Annotated in this window: 14 protein-coding genes and 1 tRNA gene; 13 read left to right on the top strand and 2 right to left on the bottom strand. The window is 72.3% G+C overall.

Annotated elements, in window-relative coordinates; all coding sequences use genetic code 11:
- The first annotated feature begins 38 nt into the window (after window positions 1-38).
- Window positions 39-1,478, top strand: a complete 1,440-nt coding sequence (gene obgE, locus ACZ516_RS03930) for a GTPase ObgE (RefSeq protein WP_468752076.1) — start codon at window positions 39-41, stop codon at window positions 1,476-1,478.
- A 134-nt stretch (window positions 1,479-1,612) separates the two neighbouring features.
- On the opposite strand, the gene ACZ516_RS03925 is transcribed toward obgE, so the two are convergent.
- Complete coding sequence (locus tag ACZ516_RS03925; RefSeq protein WP_361075625.1) at window positions 1,613-3,703, bottom strand: hypothetical protein; 2,091 nt, start codon at window positions 3,701-3,703, stop codon at window positions 1,613-1,615.
- 265 nt (window positions 3,704-3,968) lie between these two features.
- Here ACZ516_RS03925 and proB point away from each other — a divergent pair, with 265 nt between their 5' ends.
- The 5 genes from proB to ACZ516_RS03900 all read left to right on the top strand — a co-directional run bounded on the left by proB (window position 3,969) and on the right by ACZ516_RS03900 (window position 8,990).
- Window positions 3,969-5,096, top strand: a complete 1,128-nt coding sequence (gene proB, locus ACZ516_RS03920) for a glutamate 5-kinase (protein ID WP_469008324.1) — start codon at window positions 3,969-3,971, stop codon at window positions 5,094-5,096.
- A 216-nt stretch (window positions 5,097-5,312) separates the two neighbouring features.
- A complete protein-coding gene (locus ACZ516_RS03915) occupies window positions 5,313-5,801 on the top strand; it encodes a hypothetical protein (protein ID WP_361075622.1) in 489 nt (162 codons plus the stop codon).
- Window positions 5,802-5,882: 81 nt separating this feature from the next.
- Entirely contained in the window at window positions 5,883-7,175 is a 1,293-nt protein-coding gene (locus ACZ516_RS03910; protein ID WP_469008323.1) for a glutamate-5-semialdehyde dehydrogenase, read from the top strand.
- Between the two features lie 66 nt (window positions 7,176-7,241).
- The gene (locus ACZ516_RS03905; protein ID WP_469008321.1) at window positions 7,242-7,859 is read left to right on the top strand and encodes an SCO2584 family spore wall biosynthesis protein; all 618 of its coding nucleotides are present in this window, start codon (window positions 7,242-7,244) and stop codon (window positions 7,857-7,859) included.
- Between the two features lie 66 nt (window positions 7,860-7,925).
- On the top strand, window positions 7,926-8,990 hold the full coding sequence (locus ACZ516_RS03900) for an SCO2583 family membrane protein (protein ID WP_469008320.1): 1,065 nt from the start codon (window positions 7,926-7,928) through the stop codon (window positions 8,988-8,990).
- Between the two features lie 32 nt (window positions 8,991-9,022).
- Here ACZ516_RS03900 and ACZ516_RS03895 read toward each other — a convergent pair whose 3' ends face one another.
- Window positions 9,023-10,111, bottom strand: coding sequence for a M48 family metallopeptidase (locus ACZ516_RS03895; RefSeq protein WP_469008319.1), 1,089 nt, complete (start codon window positions 10,109-10,111; stop codon window positions 9,023-9,025).
- Between the two features lie 100 nt (window positions 10,112-10,211).
- Between ACZ516_RS03895 and ACZ516_RS03890 the strand changes: the two genes are divergently transcribed.
- The 7 genes from ACZ516_RS03890 (at window position 10,212) to ACZ516_RS03860 (ending at window position 14,633) form a co-directional block, all read left to right on the top strand.
- Window positions 10,212-10,460: a hypothetical protein gene (locus ACZ516_RS03890; RefSeq protein WP_358586775.1), complete on the top strand. Its 249-nt coding sequence runs from the start codon at window positions 10,212-10,214 to the stop codon at window positions 10,458-10,460.
- Window positions 10,461-10,546: 86 nt separating this feature from the next.
- Window positions 10,547-10,711 carry a hypothetical protein gene (locus ACZ516_RS03885; protein ID WP_358586761.1) on the top strand — a complete coding sequence of 55 codons (165 nt, stop codon included), beginning with the start codon at window positions 10,547-10,549 and terminating at the stop codon, window positions 10,709-10,711.
- A gap of 81 nt (window positions 10,712-10,792) precedes the next feature.
- Window positions 10,793-11,443 carry a nicotinate-nucleotide adenylyltransferase gene (gene nadD, locus ACZ516_RS03880; RefSeq protein ID WP_358586763.1) on the top strand — a complete coding sequence of 217 codons (651 nt, stop codon included), beginning with the start codon at window positions 10,793-10,795 and terminating at the stop codon, window positions 11,441-11,443.
- A gap of 19 nt (window positions 11,444-11,462) precedes the next feature.
- Window positions 11,463-13,238: an LCP family protein gene (locus ACZ516_RS03875; protein ID WP_469008318.1), complete on the top strand. Its 1,776-nt coding sequence runs from the start codon at window positions 11,463-11,465 to the stop codon at window positions 13,236-13,238.
- A gap of 99 nt (window positions 13,239-13,337) precedes the next feature.
- Window positions 13,338-13,781, top strand: coding sequence for a ribosome silencing factor (rsfS, locus tag ACZ516_RS03870; RefSeq protein ID WP_358586766.1), 444 nt, complete (start codon window positions 13,338-13,340; stop codon window positions 13,779-13,781).
- Window positions 13,778-14,419 carry a histidine phosphatase family protein gene (locus ACZ516_RS03865; RefSeq protein WP_358586769.1) on the top strand — a complete coding sequence of 214 codons (642 nt, stop codon included), beginning with the start codon at window positions 13,778-13,780 and terminating at the stop codon, window positions 14,417-14,419. Before rsfS ends, ACZ516_RS03865 begins: the two co-directional genes overlap by 4 nt.
- Before the next feature lie 141 nt (window positions 14,420-14,560).
- Window positions 14,561-14,633, top strand: a tRNA-Ala gene (locus tag ACZ516_RS03860).
- Window positions 14,634-14,689 lie beyond the last annotated feature (56 nt).

Below are 14,689 nucleotides of genomic sequence, written 5' to 3'. Positions count from 1 at the left end.
AGACACCCCCCGCACGTTCCTTCTGGAGGCACCCCACCATGACCACCTTCGTGGACCGCGTCGAGCTGCACGTCGCCGCGGGTAGCGGAGGCCACGGCTGTGCCTCCGTCCACCGTGAGAAGTTCAAGCCGCTCGGCGGCCCGGACGGCGGCAACGGCGGCCGTGGCGGTGACGTGATCCTGGTCGTCGACCAGGACGTCACCACGCTGCTCGACTACCACCACAGCCCGCACCGCAAGGCCACCAACGGCCAGCCCGGCGCCGGTGACAACCGCTCCGGCAAGGACGGCCAGGACCTCGTCCTGCCCGTCCCCGACGGCACCGTCGTCATGGACCGCGAGGGCAACGTCCTCGCGGACATGGTCGGCCAGGGCACCACCTTCGTCGCCGGCCAGGGCGGCCGCGGCGGCCTCGGCAACGCGGCCCTCGCCTCCGCCCGGCGCAAGGCCCCCGGCTTCGCGCTGCTCGGTGTGCCCGGCGAGGAGCGCGACCTCGTCCTGGAGCTCAAGACCGTCGCCGACGTCGCCCTGGTGGGCTACCCGAGCGCCGGCAAGTCCTCGCTGATCTCCGTGCTGAGCGCCGCCAAGCCGAAGATCGCCGACTACCCCTTCACGACGCTCGTCCCGAACCTGGGCGTCGTCACGGCGGGCTCGACCGTCTACACCGTCGCCGACGTGCCCGGTCTCATCCCGGGCGCCAGCCAGGGCCGGGGCCTCGGCCTCGAATTCCTGCGGCACGTCGAGCGGTGCAGCGTGCTCGTGCACGTACTCGACACGGCGACCCTGGAGTCCGACCGCGACCCCGTCTCCGACCTCGACGTCATCGAGGAGGAGCTGCGGCTGTACGGCGCGGGCCTGGAGAACCGGCCGCGGATCGTCGTCCTCAACAAGATCGACGTCCCCGACGGCCAGGACCTCGCCGAGATGGTGCGCCCCGACCTGGAGGCGCGCGGCTACCGCGTCTTCGCGGTGTCGGCCGTCGCCCACAAGGGCCTCAAGGAGCTGTCCTTCGGCCTGGCCGAGCTGGTCGCCGCCGCGCGTGCCGCGAAGCCGAAGGAGGAGGCGACCCGCATCGTCATCCGGCCCAAGGCCGTGGACGACAGCGGTTTCACCGTCACCCGCGAGGACGACGGCATCTACCGCGTGCGCGGCGAGAAGCCGGAGCGCTGGATCCGCCAGACCGACTTCAACAACGATGAGGCCGTCGGCTACCTCGCGGACCGCCTCAGCCGCCTCGGCGTCGAGGACCAGCTGATGAAGGCGGGCGCCCGCGCCGGCGACGGCGTCGCCATCGGCCCGGAGGAGAACGCGGTCGTCTTCGACTGGGAGCCCACGATGATGGCCGGCGCCGAGATGCTCGGCCGGCGCGGCGAGGACCACCGCCTCGAAGCGCCCCGCCCGGCCGCCCAGCGCCGCAAGGACCGCGAGGCGGAGCGGGACGATGCCCAGCGCGCCTACGACGACTTCGAGCCGTTCTAGGCAGCAGGTTTCCCCCTGGCAGCAGCAGGTTTTCACTGGCACATGAGAAGGGCCCCGGAGCGAAAGCTCCGGGGCCCTTCTCATGTGCGCGTCGAATCGTGTGCGCGTCGGACCCGTACGTCAGGCGGGGACGCTCACGCGGAGACCGAGTCCTCCGCGCCGTTGGACTCCGAGGGATCCTGCGCCGTCTCCTCCGCCGCCTCCTCCGCGACGCGCTGGCCGGGGATGTCCGCGTCGATGCGAGAGGCCATGCGGGCGCGGCGGGCGTCGGACTTGGCGCACAGGGCCAGGGCCGCGGCGTTGAAGCGGGTCAGCGACGGCGGGTCCGAGGGGCCGAGGAGGTGCTCCTTCAGCTCGGCGCGGGCCTCGGCGTGGACGTCCAGCTCCGGGGCGCGCACGGACTTCAGGAGGGCCGCCACGCCGTCCGCCTCGGGGGCGAGGATCGTCGCCGCGGACACCGTCGGGAAGCTCGCGCGGAACTCGGCCTCCGACATGCCGGCCGTGTTGGCGACGGCGTACGGCTTCTCGCTGCTCAGCCAGTCCGAGACGACCGAGGAGACATCGCTGATCAGCAGGTCCGCCTGGTTGAAGCAGGAGAAGATCGCCGGGCGCGCGCCCGTGATGATCTGGTGCTCCCACTCGGGGAAGGACGCCCAGAAGGCGGTCTCCCACGCGGCCGTCGCCTCGGCCACCGCGGCCTGCGCGTCGCCGTCCGGTGTGCCCTGGAGCATCATCCGCTCCTGCTCGTCCGCGCTTTTGCGGAACTTGCGGGCGGTGAGTTCGTCCAGGGCGGCCGTGCGGCGCTCCAGCTCGGCGGCGACCTCGGGGCCGGGGCGGGTACCGGAGCGCTTGGTATTGGCCGCGAGGATCATCGCCTTGATGCGCTCGTTGGCCGCGCCGGCGCGCGGGTCCTGGGAGCCGGTCATCGGGTGCGGCTTGTAGAGCAGGCGCACGCCCGGGTCGGCGAGGAGTTCGCGGACGATGTTCTCACCGGCCAGGACGACCGAGGTGTTGCCGGGGTTGCCGTCCCAGCCCTCCCAGGTGGGGGCGTACAGCACGGTCGTGTACGGGCCCGTGGGCGCGCCGGAGAACGGCAGGATCGGGGAGAGCTGCGGGCGGCCCACCTCCACGACGTCCTTGTCGTCGACGCCGATGTCCGCGAGCTGGTAGCGGTCGCGGGCCGCGGGACCGGCCACCCAGACCTCGTCGTAGGCCTTCGCGTACGGGTTGCAGGACGACAGCTTGTCGCTCTCGCCGTGGTTGATGAAGGCGTGCTTGATCGTCGGGATGCGCAGCACCTGCGAGGTCTTCGCGGCGTTCGCCGGGTGCAGCATCATCTTCAGCGTCGAGGTCTCCAGGGAGAACATCGTCGCGACCTTCGGGAAGCAGATGATCGGGACGTCGGTGGCGTCGATCTTCTGCACCATGAACCGCTCGCGCAGCACGATCAGCGGCTTGCCGTCGAGCTTGGAGAGCGTGGAGAGCCACATGTTCGCCTGGTACGCGGACGTGGTGCCGCCCGAGAAGTACATGGCGACGGTCGGCTTGTACTCGGCCAGCCACTGGTCGAGCCACTCCAGGACCCGCTCATCGTTCTTCGCCCGCTTCTTGGGCAGCAGCCACGTGGCGAGGTACAGCGCCCCGCCGCCGATCAGCGCGATCGAGACGCCGAGACCGAGGCCGCCCCAGAGCGCGTCCGTGGTGGCCGCGGTGAGCAGCAGGCCCACGGTCGCGGGCACCGAGAATGTCAGCAGGCGGTGGGCCTGGCGACGGTAGAGGAGCCGCGGCGGGGCGGCCGTCAGGTGCAGCGCCGAGGCGTCGATGTTGCGCGTGACGATGGGCAGCGCGCGGGCGCGGCGCACCAGCACGGCGACGGCCTGGCAGCCGAAGTGCAGGGCGTAGAAGGCGAGCAGTGCGATCGTCAGCGGCGACTGCTCGGCCAGCGGCTCGATGCCGTCTATGCGCAGCAGACCCACCAGCACCAGCATGTCGCGCAGGAGCTGGCGGACGGTGACGTCGAAACGGATCTTGCCGAGGAGCGACAGGAGGCCCGGCTGCTTGTACTGCAGATAGATGTCGAGCGCGAGGTTCGCGGCGGCCGCGGCGATGAACACCGGGACGCAGGGGAGCAGCGCGCTCACGAGCTGGGCCGTGAAGAGCGCGAGCATCGTGAACAGCGCGGAGAGCTGCACGATGCGTCGAGGGACGAGTCCGGCAGAGGGCACGGGCGTGGGCTCCTGGCGGGGATGGTGAGGAAATGGAGGGGGAAGTCGAAGTCGACCACTGACCGTATGACGCGCGGTGGCTCCCTAGCAATCTTGCGTGATATCAATCACCGGATATGGGGGCAAAGAAGACGGAACCCCAGGGCCGTTTTTCCCCTCGCGGCCCCTCGGACACCCGGGTCCGCTCCGCGAAACGGGTGCGCGCGCCCTCCGGGTCCTCACGTAGATTGCAGATCCGGGACGTCGGGACGATGTGGGGAAGCGCGTGACAGCGGCAAGGCAGTCGGTGGCAGAGGCCCAGCGGGTCGTCGTCAAGGTCGGGTCGTCGTCCCTGACCACCGCCTCGGGAGGGCTGGACGCCGACCGCGTCGACGCCCTCGTCGACGTACTGGCCAAGAGCCGCGCGGGCGGTGCGCGCGAGATCGTCCTGGTCTCCTCCGGCGCCATCGCCGCGGGGCTCGCCCCGCTGGGCCTCGGACGGCGCCCCAAGGACCTGGCCCGCCAGCAGGCGGCCGCCAGCGTCGGACAGGGGCTCCTCGTGGCCCGCTACACCGCCTCTTTCGCCCGCTACGGCGTACGCGTCGGCCAGGTGCTCCTCACCTCGGACGACATGGCCCGCCGCGCCCACCACCGCAACGCGTCCCGCACCCTGGACCAGCTGCTCGCGATGGGCGCGCTGCCCGTGGTCAACGAGAACGACACGGTGGCGACCGACGAGATCCGCTTCGGCGACAACGACCGCCTCGCGGCCCTCGTCGCCCACCTCGTCCACGCCGACCTGCTCGTCCTGCTCTCCGACGTCGACGGCCTGTACGACGGTGACCCCGCGAAACCCGGCACCTCCAGGATCGCCGAGGTCACGGGCCCCGCCGACATAGCGCACGTCCAGATCGGCAGCGCGGGCAAGGCGGGCGTGGGCACCGGCGGCATGGTCACCAAGGTCGAGGCCGCGCGGATCGCCGCCGCGGCCGGCATCCCGGTCGTGCTGACCTCCGCCAGCCAGGCCGGCGACGCCCTCGCGGGCCGCGCCACGGGCACCTACTTCCACCGCACGGGCCGCCGCTCCGCCGACCGGCTCCTGTGGCTCCAGCACGCCTCCGAGCCGCGCGGCGCGCTCACGCTCGACGACGGGGCGGTGCGCGCGGTCGTCGAGGGCCGCAAATCGCTGCTCCCCGCGGGCATCGCGGCGGTCGAGGGCGACTTCTCGGCCGGTGACCCGGTCGAGCTGCGCGACGCCCGGGGGCGGGCCGTAGCGCGCGGCCTGGTGAACTTCGACGCCAGGGAGCTCCCGCGGCTCCTCGGCCGCTCCACGCACGACCTCGCCCGGGACCTCGGACCCGCGTACGAGCGCGAGGTCGTGCACCGGGACGACCTCGTCCTGCTCCACGGATAACGCCGGCGAAGACCCAGGTCCCGTCCGACCACGCGCCCCAGGGAGCGCACCCGTCCCCGGCCGAAAACGATCGGACGCGGCCCCCGCCGGGCGGCCCGCGCGAGGTGAAACTCCCCAAAACCGCCCCGCGGGGCCCCTTGGCCTGCTCAACTCTGTGGAAGACAGTTCCGTACGACCGTTGCGTGGCCGCACCGACACTGCGTAAAGGAGGCCGTCGTGAGACGAGTGCGCCCTGGGGCGGCGTCCCGCGGGTCGGCCGGGCGGGCGCTGACGAGCGTCGCCGCGGGCGAGGCGTACGACGGCGAGGCGGCCGCCGGGCACGAGGGGCAGGCGCGCGAGAGCGGCGAGAGCGAGCCGGCGCAGCTGCCCCGGCTGTGGCACGTCACCCTGAGCGTCTCCGGCGCCCAGACGCCGCTGGACGAGCTGCGCCGGGGCCTGGAGCAGCTCGCCCACGACCACCCCTTCCTCCTCACGAGCCGCTACGCGCCGGACCACGCCGAGATCCGTTACTGGGAAGAGGCCCGCGATCTGCACGACGCCGCCGCGGTCGCGCTGCGGCTGTGGGGCGAGCACCGGCAGAGCGCGCGGTTGCCGGCCTGGGAGATCGTGGGGCTCGAGGTGATCGACCGGGAGACCTACCACCAGCGGATCGCCGAGGGGTACGGGCCGCTTCCGGCCACTCCGGTGGGCGTGCACCCCTTCTGAGCCGCCACCGGCCCCGGACAGCCGGTCTCGGCCACTGGAACACCGGGTGGACGCTCCCCGCGCGGGGTTTACCCTGCGGGCATGACGTCGCTCTCTCCCGTCTCGCCCTACGACAACCTCTCCCCGGTCGCGCGGGCCGCCTACCGCGCCCGCGGCGCCGCCGCCACGCTGGCGCCGCTCCCGCGCGCCACCAAGGACGACGCGCTGCTCGCCATCGCCGACGCCGTGGAGGTGCGGACCGCCGAGATCGTCGAGGCCAACGCCAAGGACGTCGCGCGCGCCCGCGAGGCCGGGACCGACGAGGCGATCGTCGACCGGCTCACCCTCACCCCCGAGCGGGTCCGCGCCATCGCCGCCGACGTGCGGGACGTGGCCGCCCTGCCCGACCCGGTCGGCGAGGTCGTCCGCGGCTCCACGCTCCCCAACGGCATCGACCTGCGCCAGGTCCGCGTCCCCCTCGGCGTCGTCGGGATCATCTACGAGGCCCGCCCGAACGTCACCGTGGACGCCGCCGTCCTGTGCCTGAAGTCCGGCAACGCCGTGCTCCTGCGGGGCTCGTCGTCGGCGTACGAGTCGAACACCGCGCTGGTGCGCGTCCTGCGCGACGCGGTGCACGGCGCCGGGCTGCCCGCCGACGCCGTCCAGCTGGTGCCGGGCGAGAGCCGCGACTCCGTGCGGGAGCTGATGCGCGCCCGCGGCCTCGTGGACGTGCTCATCCCGCGCGGCGGCGCCTCGCTCATCAAGACCGTCGTCGAGGAGTCCACCGTCCCGGTCATCGAGACCGGCACAGGCAACTGCCACGTCTACGTGGACGCGGCGGCCGACATCGACATGGCCGTCGACATCCTGATCAACTCCAAGGCGCAGCGCCCCAGCGTCTGCAACGCCGCCGAGACCCTGCTGGTGCACAAGGACATCGCCGACGCGTTCCTGCCGTGCGCCCTGGACGCCCTCGCGGAGGCCGGCGTCACCGTCCACGCCGACGAGCGCGTCCTCGCGTACGGCGACGCGACGAAGGCCACCGTCGTGCCCGCCACCACCGAGGACTGGGAGACCGAGTACCTCTCCTACGACATCGCCGCCGCCGTCGTGGACACCCTGGAGCAGGCCGTCGAGCACATCCGGCTGTGGACCTCGGGACACACCGAGGCCATCGTCACCACCTCCCAGCAGGCCGCGCGCCGCTTCACGCAGCTCGTGGACTCCACGACGGTCGCCGTCAACGCCTCGACGCGCTTCACCGACGGCGGGCAGTTCGGCTTCGGCGCCGAGATCGGCATCTCCACGCAGAAGCTGCACGCGCGCGGCCCGATGGGACTGCCCGAGCTGACCTCCACCAAGTACATCGTGACGGGCGACGGCCACGTGCGGTGAGATCCGCGCACGCCGAATTCCCTTGCGCCCTGCCCAAATTGCCCCTTCCAGGTCTAGGCTGGAAGGGTGCCGGAGGACGTGGGGGGCACGCCGTCGTTCCCTGACGGCCGGGAGCCCGACGACGAGCGCGACCGCGGGGGCGCGGACGAAGAGTTCGCCTCCGTGGTCTTCGACGAGGACTTCGTCCGGGCCGCTGCGATCCATGAACCGTCGGCCGTGGAGCGGCTGTTGGCCGCCGCCCAGGCGCGCGCCGAGGCCTCCGAGGCGGAAGCGCGCCGGGGCCGCCCCCGCCGCCCGGGCCACGACACGGCGGACGACGACTTCTACGACGACGTCCTCGGCCTCCACGACGGCACCGGGTACGGCCCCGACGACTTCGACGACGCCCACATCGACGACGCCGACGACCCCGACGGCTACGGCCGCCCCGGCCGCCACCCGGCCCGCTGGCACCGCCCCGTCGCCTGGGTGCTCGCCCTCCTGCTGGGCGTCGGCATGGTCGCCCTGGCCTTCGCCGCGGTCTACCGGGGAGCCTCCTCGGAGCGCCAGGACCACGTGCCGGCCCCCGCCTCCACCGGAAGGGGGCCGACCGCCGACACCGCCGGGAAGGAGCTGACCTCGACCTCCTCGGCCCCGGCGGAATTCGGCCGTCCGGCCGTCCCGGCGGAGCCCCGCACCCCGTGAGCCCGGGGCGGAACCCGATGTGCGGTGGGGCGTTTACCCGGCCGCCCGCCGACCTACTCTGAAGGTATGGGCGGGCCGGCAGAGCCACCCGCCGGAGCCCCCGAGGGCGCTCCCGGCGGCGGTGAGGACGAGTACGGCTCGGTCGTCTTCGACGAGTCGTTCGTACGGGCTGCGCGCCTGCAGGAGTTCTCCGCGCGGGAGCGCATGGGCGACCACACGCGCGCCGTGCGCCGCATCCCGGTGCTCCACCGCGGCCTGTCCCGGCAGGCCGCCCTCCTCGTCGTCCTGATCGCCCTGGCCTTCGGCACGGCGATCTTCATGGGCATCCGCCACCCCTACCAGGGCCCTGGGCCCAAGCGCTCCGAGTCACTGCGGATGACCGTGATCCCGCTCGCCCCGCAGGGCCGTGTGCCCGGCTCCGCGAAGGTCGCCGAGCTGTACGCGCACAGCCCCGCCGGGCGCCTGCGGGCGGGCGCGGGCGGCATCGAGGTGCCCGACGCGCACCGCACCGCGCACTTCTCGGACAGTCAGGTGACGGCCGCCCTGACCACCGCCAAGGACTACCTGGTCGCCTCCTCCCTCGACCCCGCCACGCTCACCGGCGGCTCACCGCGCTCCGTGCGGATGCTCCTCGACCCGCGGCAGTTCGGGCAGTTCGACCAGAGCTTCACCCGGCCGGCCGCCGACGGGCGGCACGCGCCGACCGGCTGGCTGGTGCGGTTCGACCCGACGAGGACCAAGCTCGCCGATCAGCAGGTCAGGGTCCGGGGCACGCTGCGGCTCGCCGAGACGGACCGCGACACCCTGGAGGTGAGCGCGGACCACACCTTCGTCTACGCGCTGCGGCCCCTGGGCACGGGCGGGGCCAAGGCGTCCCTGTTCACCGTCCGGCGTGAGCTGCACTTCCGCTTCGACCGCGACGACCTGCGGACGCACCGGGCCGAGCTGGCCGCCTCCACGACCCAGGCCGGGCCGCTCACCTGCGCGGCCGACTCGGCGAACCAGCTGCGGCCGCTGCTCGCCGGGGAGCGGGCGAAGGCGGGTGGCCCGGCCGGCACCGACCCGTACGCCACCGGGCGGGTGACGGCGCTGTGCGGCTCGCTGGCGGCCGCCGCCCAGCCCTCGCTCTGACCGACCCCCGGTGGACGCCCGGGTCCGGCGCCCTACTTGTCCGGCGAGGGGCGGTCGGTGTCCTGGCCGCCCTGCCCCGTGAACTTCCCGCGCAGCTTGCCGCCCAGGTCCCCCGCGCCGCCCGCGAGGTCGCTGACCAGCTTCATCAGCGGGTCCTTGCTGCTGCGCACGTCGTCCGCGTACGCGGCTGCCGACTGCCGGAAGGAGTCGGAGACCGAGGTGTCCTTGTCCTCGTCGCGGCGCGGGTAGTGCCCGTCCACGATCCGCTGGAAGTCGCGGGACTCGGCCCACTTCTTCAGCTCGGCGGCGCGCACCGTGGCGAACGGGTGCGTGCGCGGCAGGACGTTCAGGATCTTCAGGACCGAATCGCGCAGGTCGCCCCCGGCCTCGTACTCCTCGGCCTGCTCCAGGAACGCGTCCACGTTCATCTCGTGCAGGTGGTTGCCGCCCGCGAGCTTCATCAGGCCGCGCATGGAGGCCTTGATGTCCTGGCCGACCAGCAGGCCCGCGCGGTCGGCGGACAGCTCCGACTTGCGGAACCACTCCCGCAGCGCCGTCACGATCGCCATGATCGCGACATTGCCCAGCGGGATCCACGCGACCTTCAGCGCGAGGTTGGTCAGGAACAGCAGGACCGTGCGGTACACCGAATGGCCGGACAAGGCGTGCCCCACCTCGTGGCCGACGACCGCCCGCATCTCCTCCTCGTCCAGCAGCTCCACGAGGCCGGTGGTCACGACGATGATCGGCTCGTCCAGGCCGATGCACATCGCGTTGGGATTGGGGTCCTGGTTGACGTACATCGGCGGGACCTTCTCCAGGTCCAGGATGTAACAGGCGTCCCGCAGCATGGTGTTGAGGTGGGCGAACTGCGCGTCGGAGACCCGCACGGAGTCCGAGAGGAACAGCAGCCGCAGGCTCCGCTCGGGCAGCAGACCGCTGAGCGCCTTGAAGACCGTGTCGAAACCGCTGAGCTTGCGCAGGGCCACCAGGGCCGAGCGGTCCGCCGGATGCTCGTAGGCCCGCGAGGAGATGCCGGGGAAACGCCTGCGCTGCCGGCCCGGCACGCGCTCGTGGCCCTCGCCGCGCGCGCCGGTGTCGTGGTGGTTGCCGTCGGTCATGCCGATTCCCCCATGTCTGATCCTCCTCATGCCCCCGAGGTGGGGCCCAGCCTAGGCGGAGATACCGTGACAGGGCAGCGCACAGAAGGAGTCTTCCGTCATGGAGCACAACGCCGGGGCAGCCTGGTTCACGGAGGCGGCCAAGGCCGCCGAGCAGCAGGGAGCCGGCAATCTGCTGCGGATCGTGCTGATCGTCATGGTCGTCGGGTGCGTCCTCGTGGGGTGGTTCCTGCTGCGCGGGTACCGCCGGGGCGGGGACGAGGACCAGCCGGGCGGGCCCGGCGGCGAGCAGGGCCATCGGGGCGACGGGCGGGGCCCGCGAGACGGCGGCGACGGCCGCGAGAGCTGAGTCGGCGTGAGCCGGAGCCGGGCCCCCGCATACGATGGCCCGGAAGTCCTTACGTCCATCCCACCCCCGGATAGGTCCTGCCTGAGATGAGCCTCCACAGCACCGCCGCCCAGCTGGTCACTCTCGCCTCCGAGGGCGGCGAGCACGGTGGCAACCACGAAAGCCTCAGCCCCCTCCTGACCGGTGGCGGCGCGTTCGCCGCCCTCCTGCTGCTCCTGTGGATCACCACGCGCTTCAACCGGGACCGCTAGGAACCGCCGGGACCGCCGCGACCCCGGGAACCGGCGGGACCGGAGCGGGGCCCCTCGGCCGGGCCGGTAGGGTCTGCACGCATGGGAGAGCAGGACATGCCTACCGGTCCGGAGAACTTTCCGGGGACCGGTCCGGTGAGCAACGGCAAGCGCCGCCTCGGCGTCATGGGCGGCACGTTCGACCCGATCCACCACGGACACCTCGTGGCGGCCAGTGAGGTCGCCGCGCAGTTCCACCTGGACGAGGTGGTGTTCGTGCCGACCGGGCAGCCGTGGCAGAAGAGCGACAAGCGGGTGTCCCCGGCCGAGGACCGTTATCTGATGACGGTCATCGCGACCGCGGAGAACCCGCAGTTCTCCGTGAGCCGCATCGACATCGACCGCGGCGGGGCGACGTACACCACGGACACGCTGCGGGACCTGCGGGCCCTCAATCCGCAGACGGACCTCTTCTTCATCACGGGCGCCGACGCCCTCGGCCAGATCCTCACCTGGCGGGACACGGAAGAGCTGTTCTCCCTCGCGCACTTCATCGGTGTGACCCGGCCCGGCCACACCCTGGCCGACCCCGGCCTCCCCAAGGGCGGTGTCTCCCTGGTGGAGGTGCCGGCCCTGGCCATTTCGTCCACGGACTGCCGCGCGCGGGTCGCCAAGGGCGATCCTGTCTGGTACCTCGTGCCGGACGGCGTGGTGCGTTACATCGACAAGCGCGAGCTGTACCGCGGCGAATGAGCCGAGAGGGGCACCACCGGTGAACGACCGACAGTACGACCCTTATGCGGGCGGCGACCCGTATGCGGGCGAGTACGGGGGTGCGTACGCGGCCGACCAGTACGGGGGTGCCCAGTACGGGGGCGACCCGTACGGGGCCGACCAGTACGGGGTCGATCAGTACGAGGTCGTCGGGTACGACGAGTACGGGCAGCCGGTGTATCAGCTGGTGCGGCAGCCGCAGGGGCAGCAGCACAGGCAGCAGCACAGGCAGCAGCCCCAGGTGCCCCAGCAGTCTCAAGCGCCCGAGCAGTACCAGGCGCCTCAGCAGCCGCAGGTGCCCCAGCAGTACCAGGGGTACGGGTACGACCCGTACGCCGGCGCGCAGCAGCAGGCGTACGACGCGCAGGCCCCCGCCGCGACCTCGTACGACAACACCGCCTGGGTCCCTCAGCAGCAGCAACCGCAGGCCCAGCAGCCCCCGCAGGACCTTCCGCCCGAACCGGAACCGGAGCCGGAGTCAGAGCCGCAGCCGCGGACGGCGTCGCAGCCGGACTACAAGACCGAGCAGTTCTCGTTCATCGAGGAGCCCGACGAGGACTCCGAAGACGTCATCGACTGGCTGAAGTTCACCGAGAGCCGCACCGAGCGGCGCGAGGAGGCCAAGCGGCGTGGACGCTCCCGCGTCGTCGCGCTCGCCGTGGTCCTCGCCCTGGTCGTCGCCGGCGGCGTCGGTTACCTCTGGTTCGCGGGCCTGCTGCCGGGCCGGTCGGGCGGCGAGGACGGCGCCGCGGGCGCGGGCGGACCGCAGAAGCGCGACGTGATCGTCCTGCACCTGCACAACACCAAGGCCGGCGGCACCTCCACCGCGCTCCTGGTGAACAACACCACCACCGGCCAGGGCGCCACCGTCCTGCTCCCGAACTCCCTGTCCGTCTCGGACGACAACGGCAGCGCCACGACGCTCGGCAAGTCCGTCGACGACGACGGCTCGACGGGCACCAGGGAGGCCATCGACACGGTCCTCGGCACCGAGGTCGAGGGCACCTGGCGCCTGGACACCCCGTATCTGGACAACCTCGTGGAGCTCGTCGGCAACATCGACGTCGACACCGACACCGACGTGCCCGACCCGAAGGCCGGGAATGGCGAGGCGCCCCTGGTGAAGAAGGGCGAGCGGCAGACCCTGAGCGGGCCGATGGCCGTCGCCTACGCCACCTACCGCGCGTCCGGCGAGAGCGAGAGCGCGCAGCTCGCCCGCTTCGGCCAGGTCATGCAGGGGGTCCTGCGCAAGCTCTCCTCCGACCCGCAGGCGGCCACGACCACCGTGGAGTCGCTCACCCAGATCCTCGACCCCTCGCTGAAGGAGAAGGACCTCGGCGCCTTCCTCGCCAAGCTCGCCGAACGCGCGAAGGGCGGCGACTACAAGACGACGCTGCTCCCCGTACGGGCGGACGGCACCCTCGCCGACCAGGCCGGCGACCGGGTGGTCAAGGACATCCTCGGCGGCGCGGTGAAGAGCCCCGAGCAGGGCGCGGCCGTCCGGGTCGCCGTCACGAACGCCTCCGGTGCCAAGGGCGCGGCGCAGGAGGCCCGGATCTCCCTGGTCAACGGCGGCTACACCTTCGTCGACGGCGGCGCGGGCTCCGCCGCCAGGACCGCCTCCCGGGTCACCTACGCCGACGCGGCGCGGAAGGCGCAGGCCACCGAGGTCGCCAAGACCCTGGGCCTGCCCACCGGCGCCGTCCGCAAGGGCCGCACCACGGCGAACGCCGACGTCTCCGTGATCCTCGGACAGGACTACGCGACGAGGTGAGAGCGTGGGTCGCGGAGGCGGTGACGCAATCGTCTGGGGCGGGGGCGGCGGTCCGTGAGACCCTGGGGGTGTCTTGACCATCTGAAGGAAAGCTCACCAGTGACCGCCACGGACCGCTCCACCGAGCTCATCAACGTCGCCGCCCAGGCGGCTGCCGACAAGCTCGCGCACGACATCATCGCGTACGACGTCAGCGACGTGCTCTCCATCACGGACGCCTTCCTGCTCGCCTCCGCGCCCAACGACCGCCAGGTCAAGTCGATCGTCGACGAGATCGAGGAGCAGCTGAACAAGCAGCTCGGCGCCAAGCCGGTCCGCCGTGAGGGCGACCGCGACGCCCGCTGGATCCTCCTCGACTACGTCGACATCGTCGTGCACGTCCAGCACAGCGAGGAGCGCGTCTTCTACGCGCTCGAGCGCCTGTGGAAGGACTGCCCCGAGATCGACCTGCCCGAGGAGGCGAAGGCGACCCGCGGCAAGGCCGCCCAGCACGCCGAGCAGCAGCGGGCCGAGGAGGCTGACCTGGACGGTGAGCTTCGGTGAACAACCGCGGCTGCCGGATCATCCTGTGGCGGCACGGCCAGACGGCCTGGAACCTTGAGCGCCGCTTCCAGGGCTCCACGGACATCGAGCTGACCGACACGGGTGTCCACCAGGCCAGGCGCGCCGCCCGGCTGCTCGCCTCCTTGAAGCCGGACGCGATCATCGCGTCCGACCTCAAGCGGGCGGCGGCCACCGCGAGCGAGCTGGCCGCCGTCACCGGCCTCCCCGTCACGTACGAGGAGGGCCTGCGGGAGACGTACGCCGGTGCGTGGCAGGGCCTGACGCACGACGAGATCATCGCCCGCTTCGGCGAGCAGTACGCCGCGTGGAAGCGCGGCGAGTCGGTGCGCCGGGGTGGCGGCGAGCTGGAGACCGAGGTCGCCGACCGCGCCGCGCCCGTCGTGCTGCGCCACGCGGACAAGCTGCCCGACAACGGCACGCTGGTCGTGGTCAGCCACGGCGGCACCATCCGCACCACGATCGGTCGCCTCCTCGGTCTGGAGTCCCTCCACTGGGAAGGGCTCGGGGGTCTCTCCAACTGCTGCTGGTCGGTCCTCGGCCAGGGCGCGCGCGGCTGGCGCCTGCTCGAGCACAACGCCGGCACGCTGCCGGAGCCGGTGCTCGGCGACGACGACTGAGCGCCCGCGGACCGCTCGGCCGCCCGGTCGGGCGGGCACCGGACCCGGATTTCACATTCCGGCTGGTCGCAGGCTAAAGTTCTTCTTGTTCGGCCCGCAGAGCGGGCCGGGACACCACGCGGCTCGATCCGCGTGGGGCAAGGGGCTATAGCTCAGTTGGTAGAGCGCCTGCATGGCATGCAGGAGGTCAGGAGTTCAATTCTCCTTAGCTCCACAGTTCGGAAATCCCGTCCCCGTCAGGGGGCGGGATTTTCTGTTGTGCCGCCACGC

Source organism: Streptomyces sp. NPDC034037 (genome assembly GCF_055575715.1).
This window is presented reverse-complemented; position numbering and strand designations above follow the sequence as displayed.

Coding starts and splice junctions, on each gene's coding strand:
- ACZ516_RS03910 (WP_469008323.1), top strand. CDS start 5,883: ATGACGTCGCTCTCTCCCGTCTCGCCCTACGACAACCTCTCCCCGGTC.
- nadD (WP_358586763.1), top strand. CDS start 10,793: ATGGGAGAGCAGGACATGCCTACCGGTCCGGAGAACTTTCCGGGGACC.
- obgE (WP_468752076.1), top strand. CDS start 39: ATGACCACCTTCGTGGACCGCGTCGAGCTGCACGTCGCCGCGGGTAGC.
- ACZ516_RS03885 (WP_358586761.1), top strand. CDS start 10,547: ATGAGCCTCCACAGCACCGCCGCCCAGCTGGTCACTCTCGCCTCCGAG.
- ACZ516_RS03895 (WP_469008319.1), bottom strand. CDS start 10,111: ATGACCGACGGCAACCACCACGACACCGGCGCGCGCGGCGAGGGCCAC.
- ACZ516_RS03890 (WP_358586775.1), top strand. CDS start 10,212: ATGGAGCACAACGCCGGGGCAGCCTGGTTCACGGAGGCGGCCAAGGCC.
- ACZ516_RS03900 (WP_469008320.1), top strand. CDS start 7,926: ATGGGCGGGCCGGCAGAGCCACCCGCCGGAGCCCCCGAGGGCGCTCCC.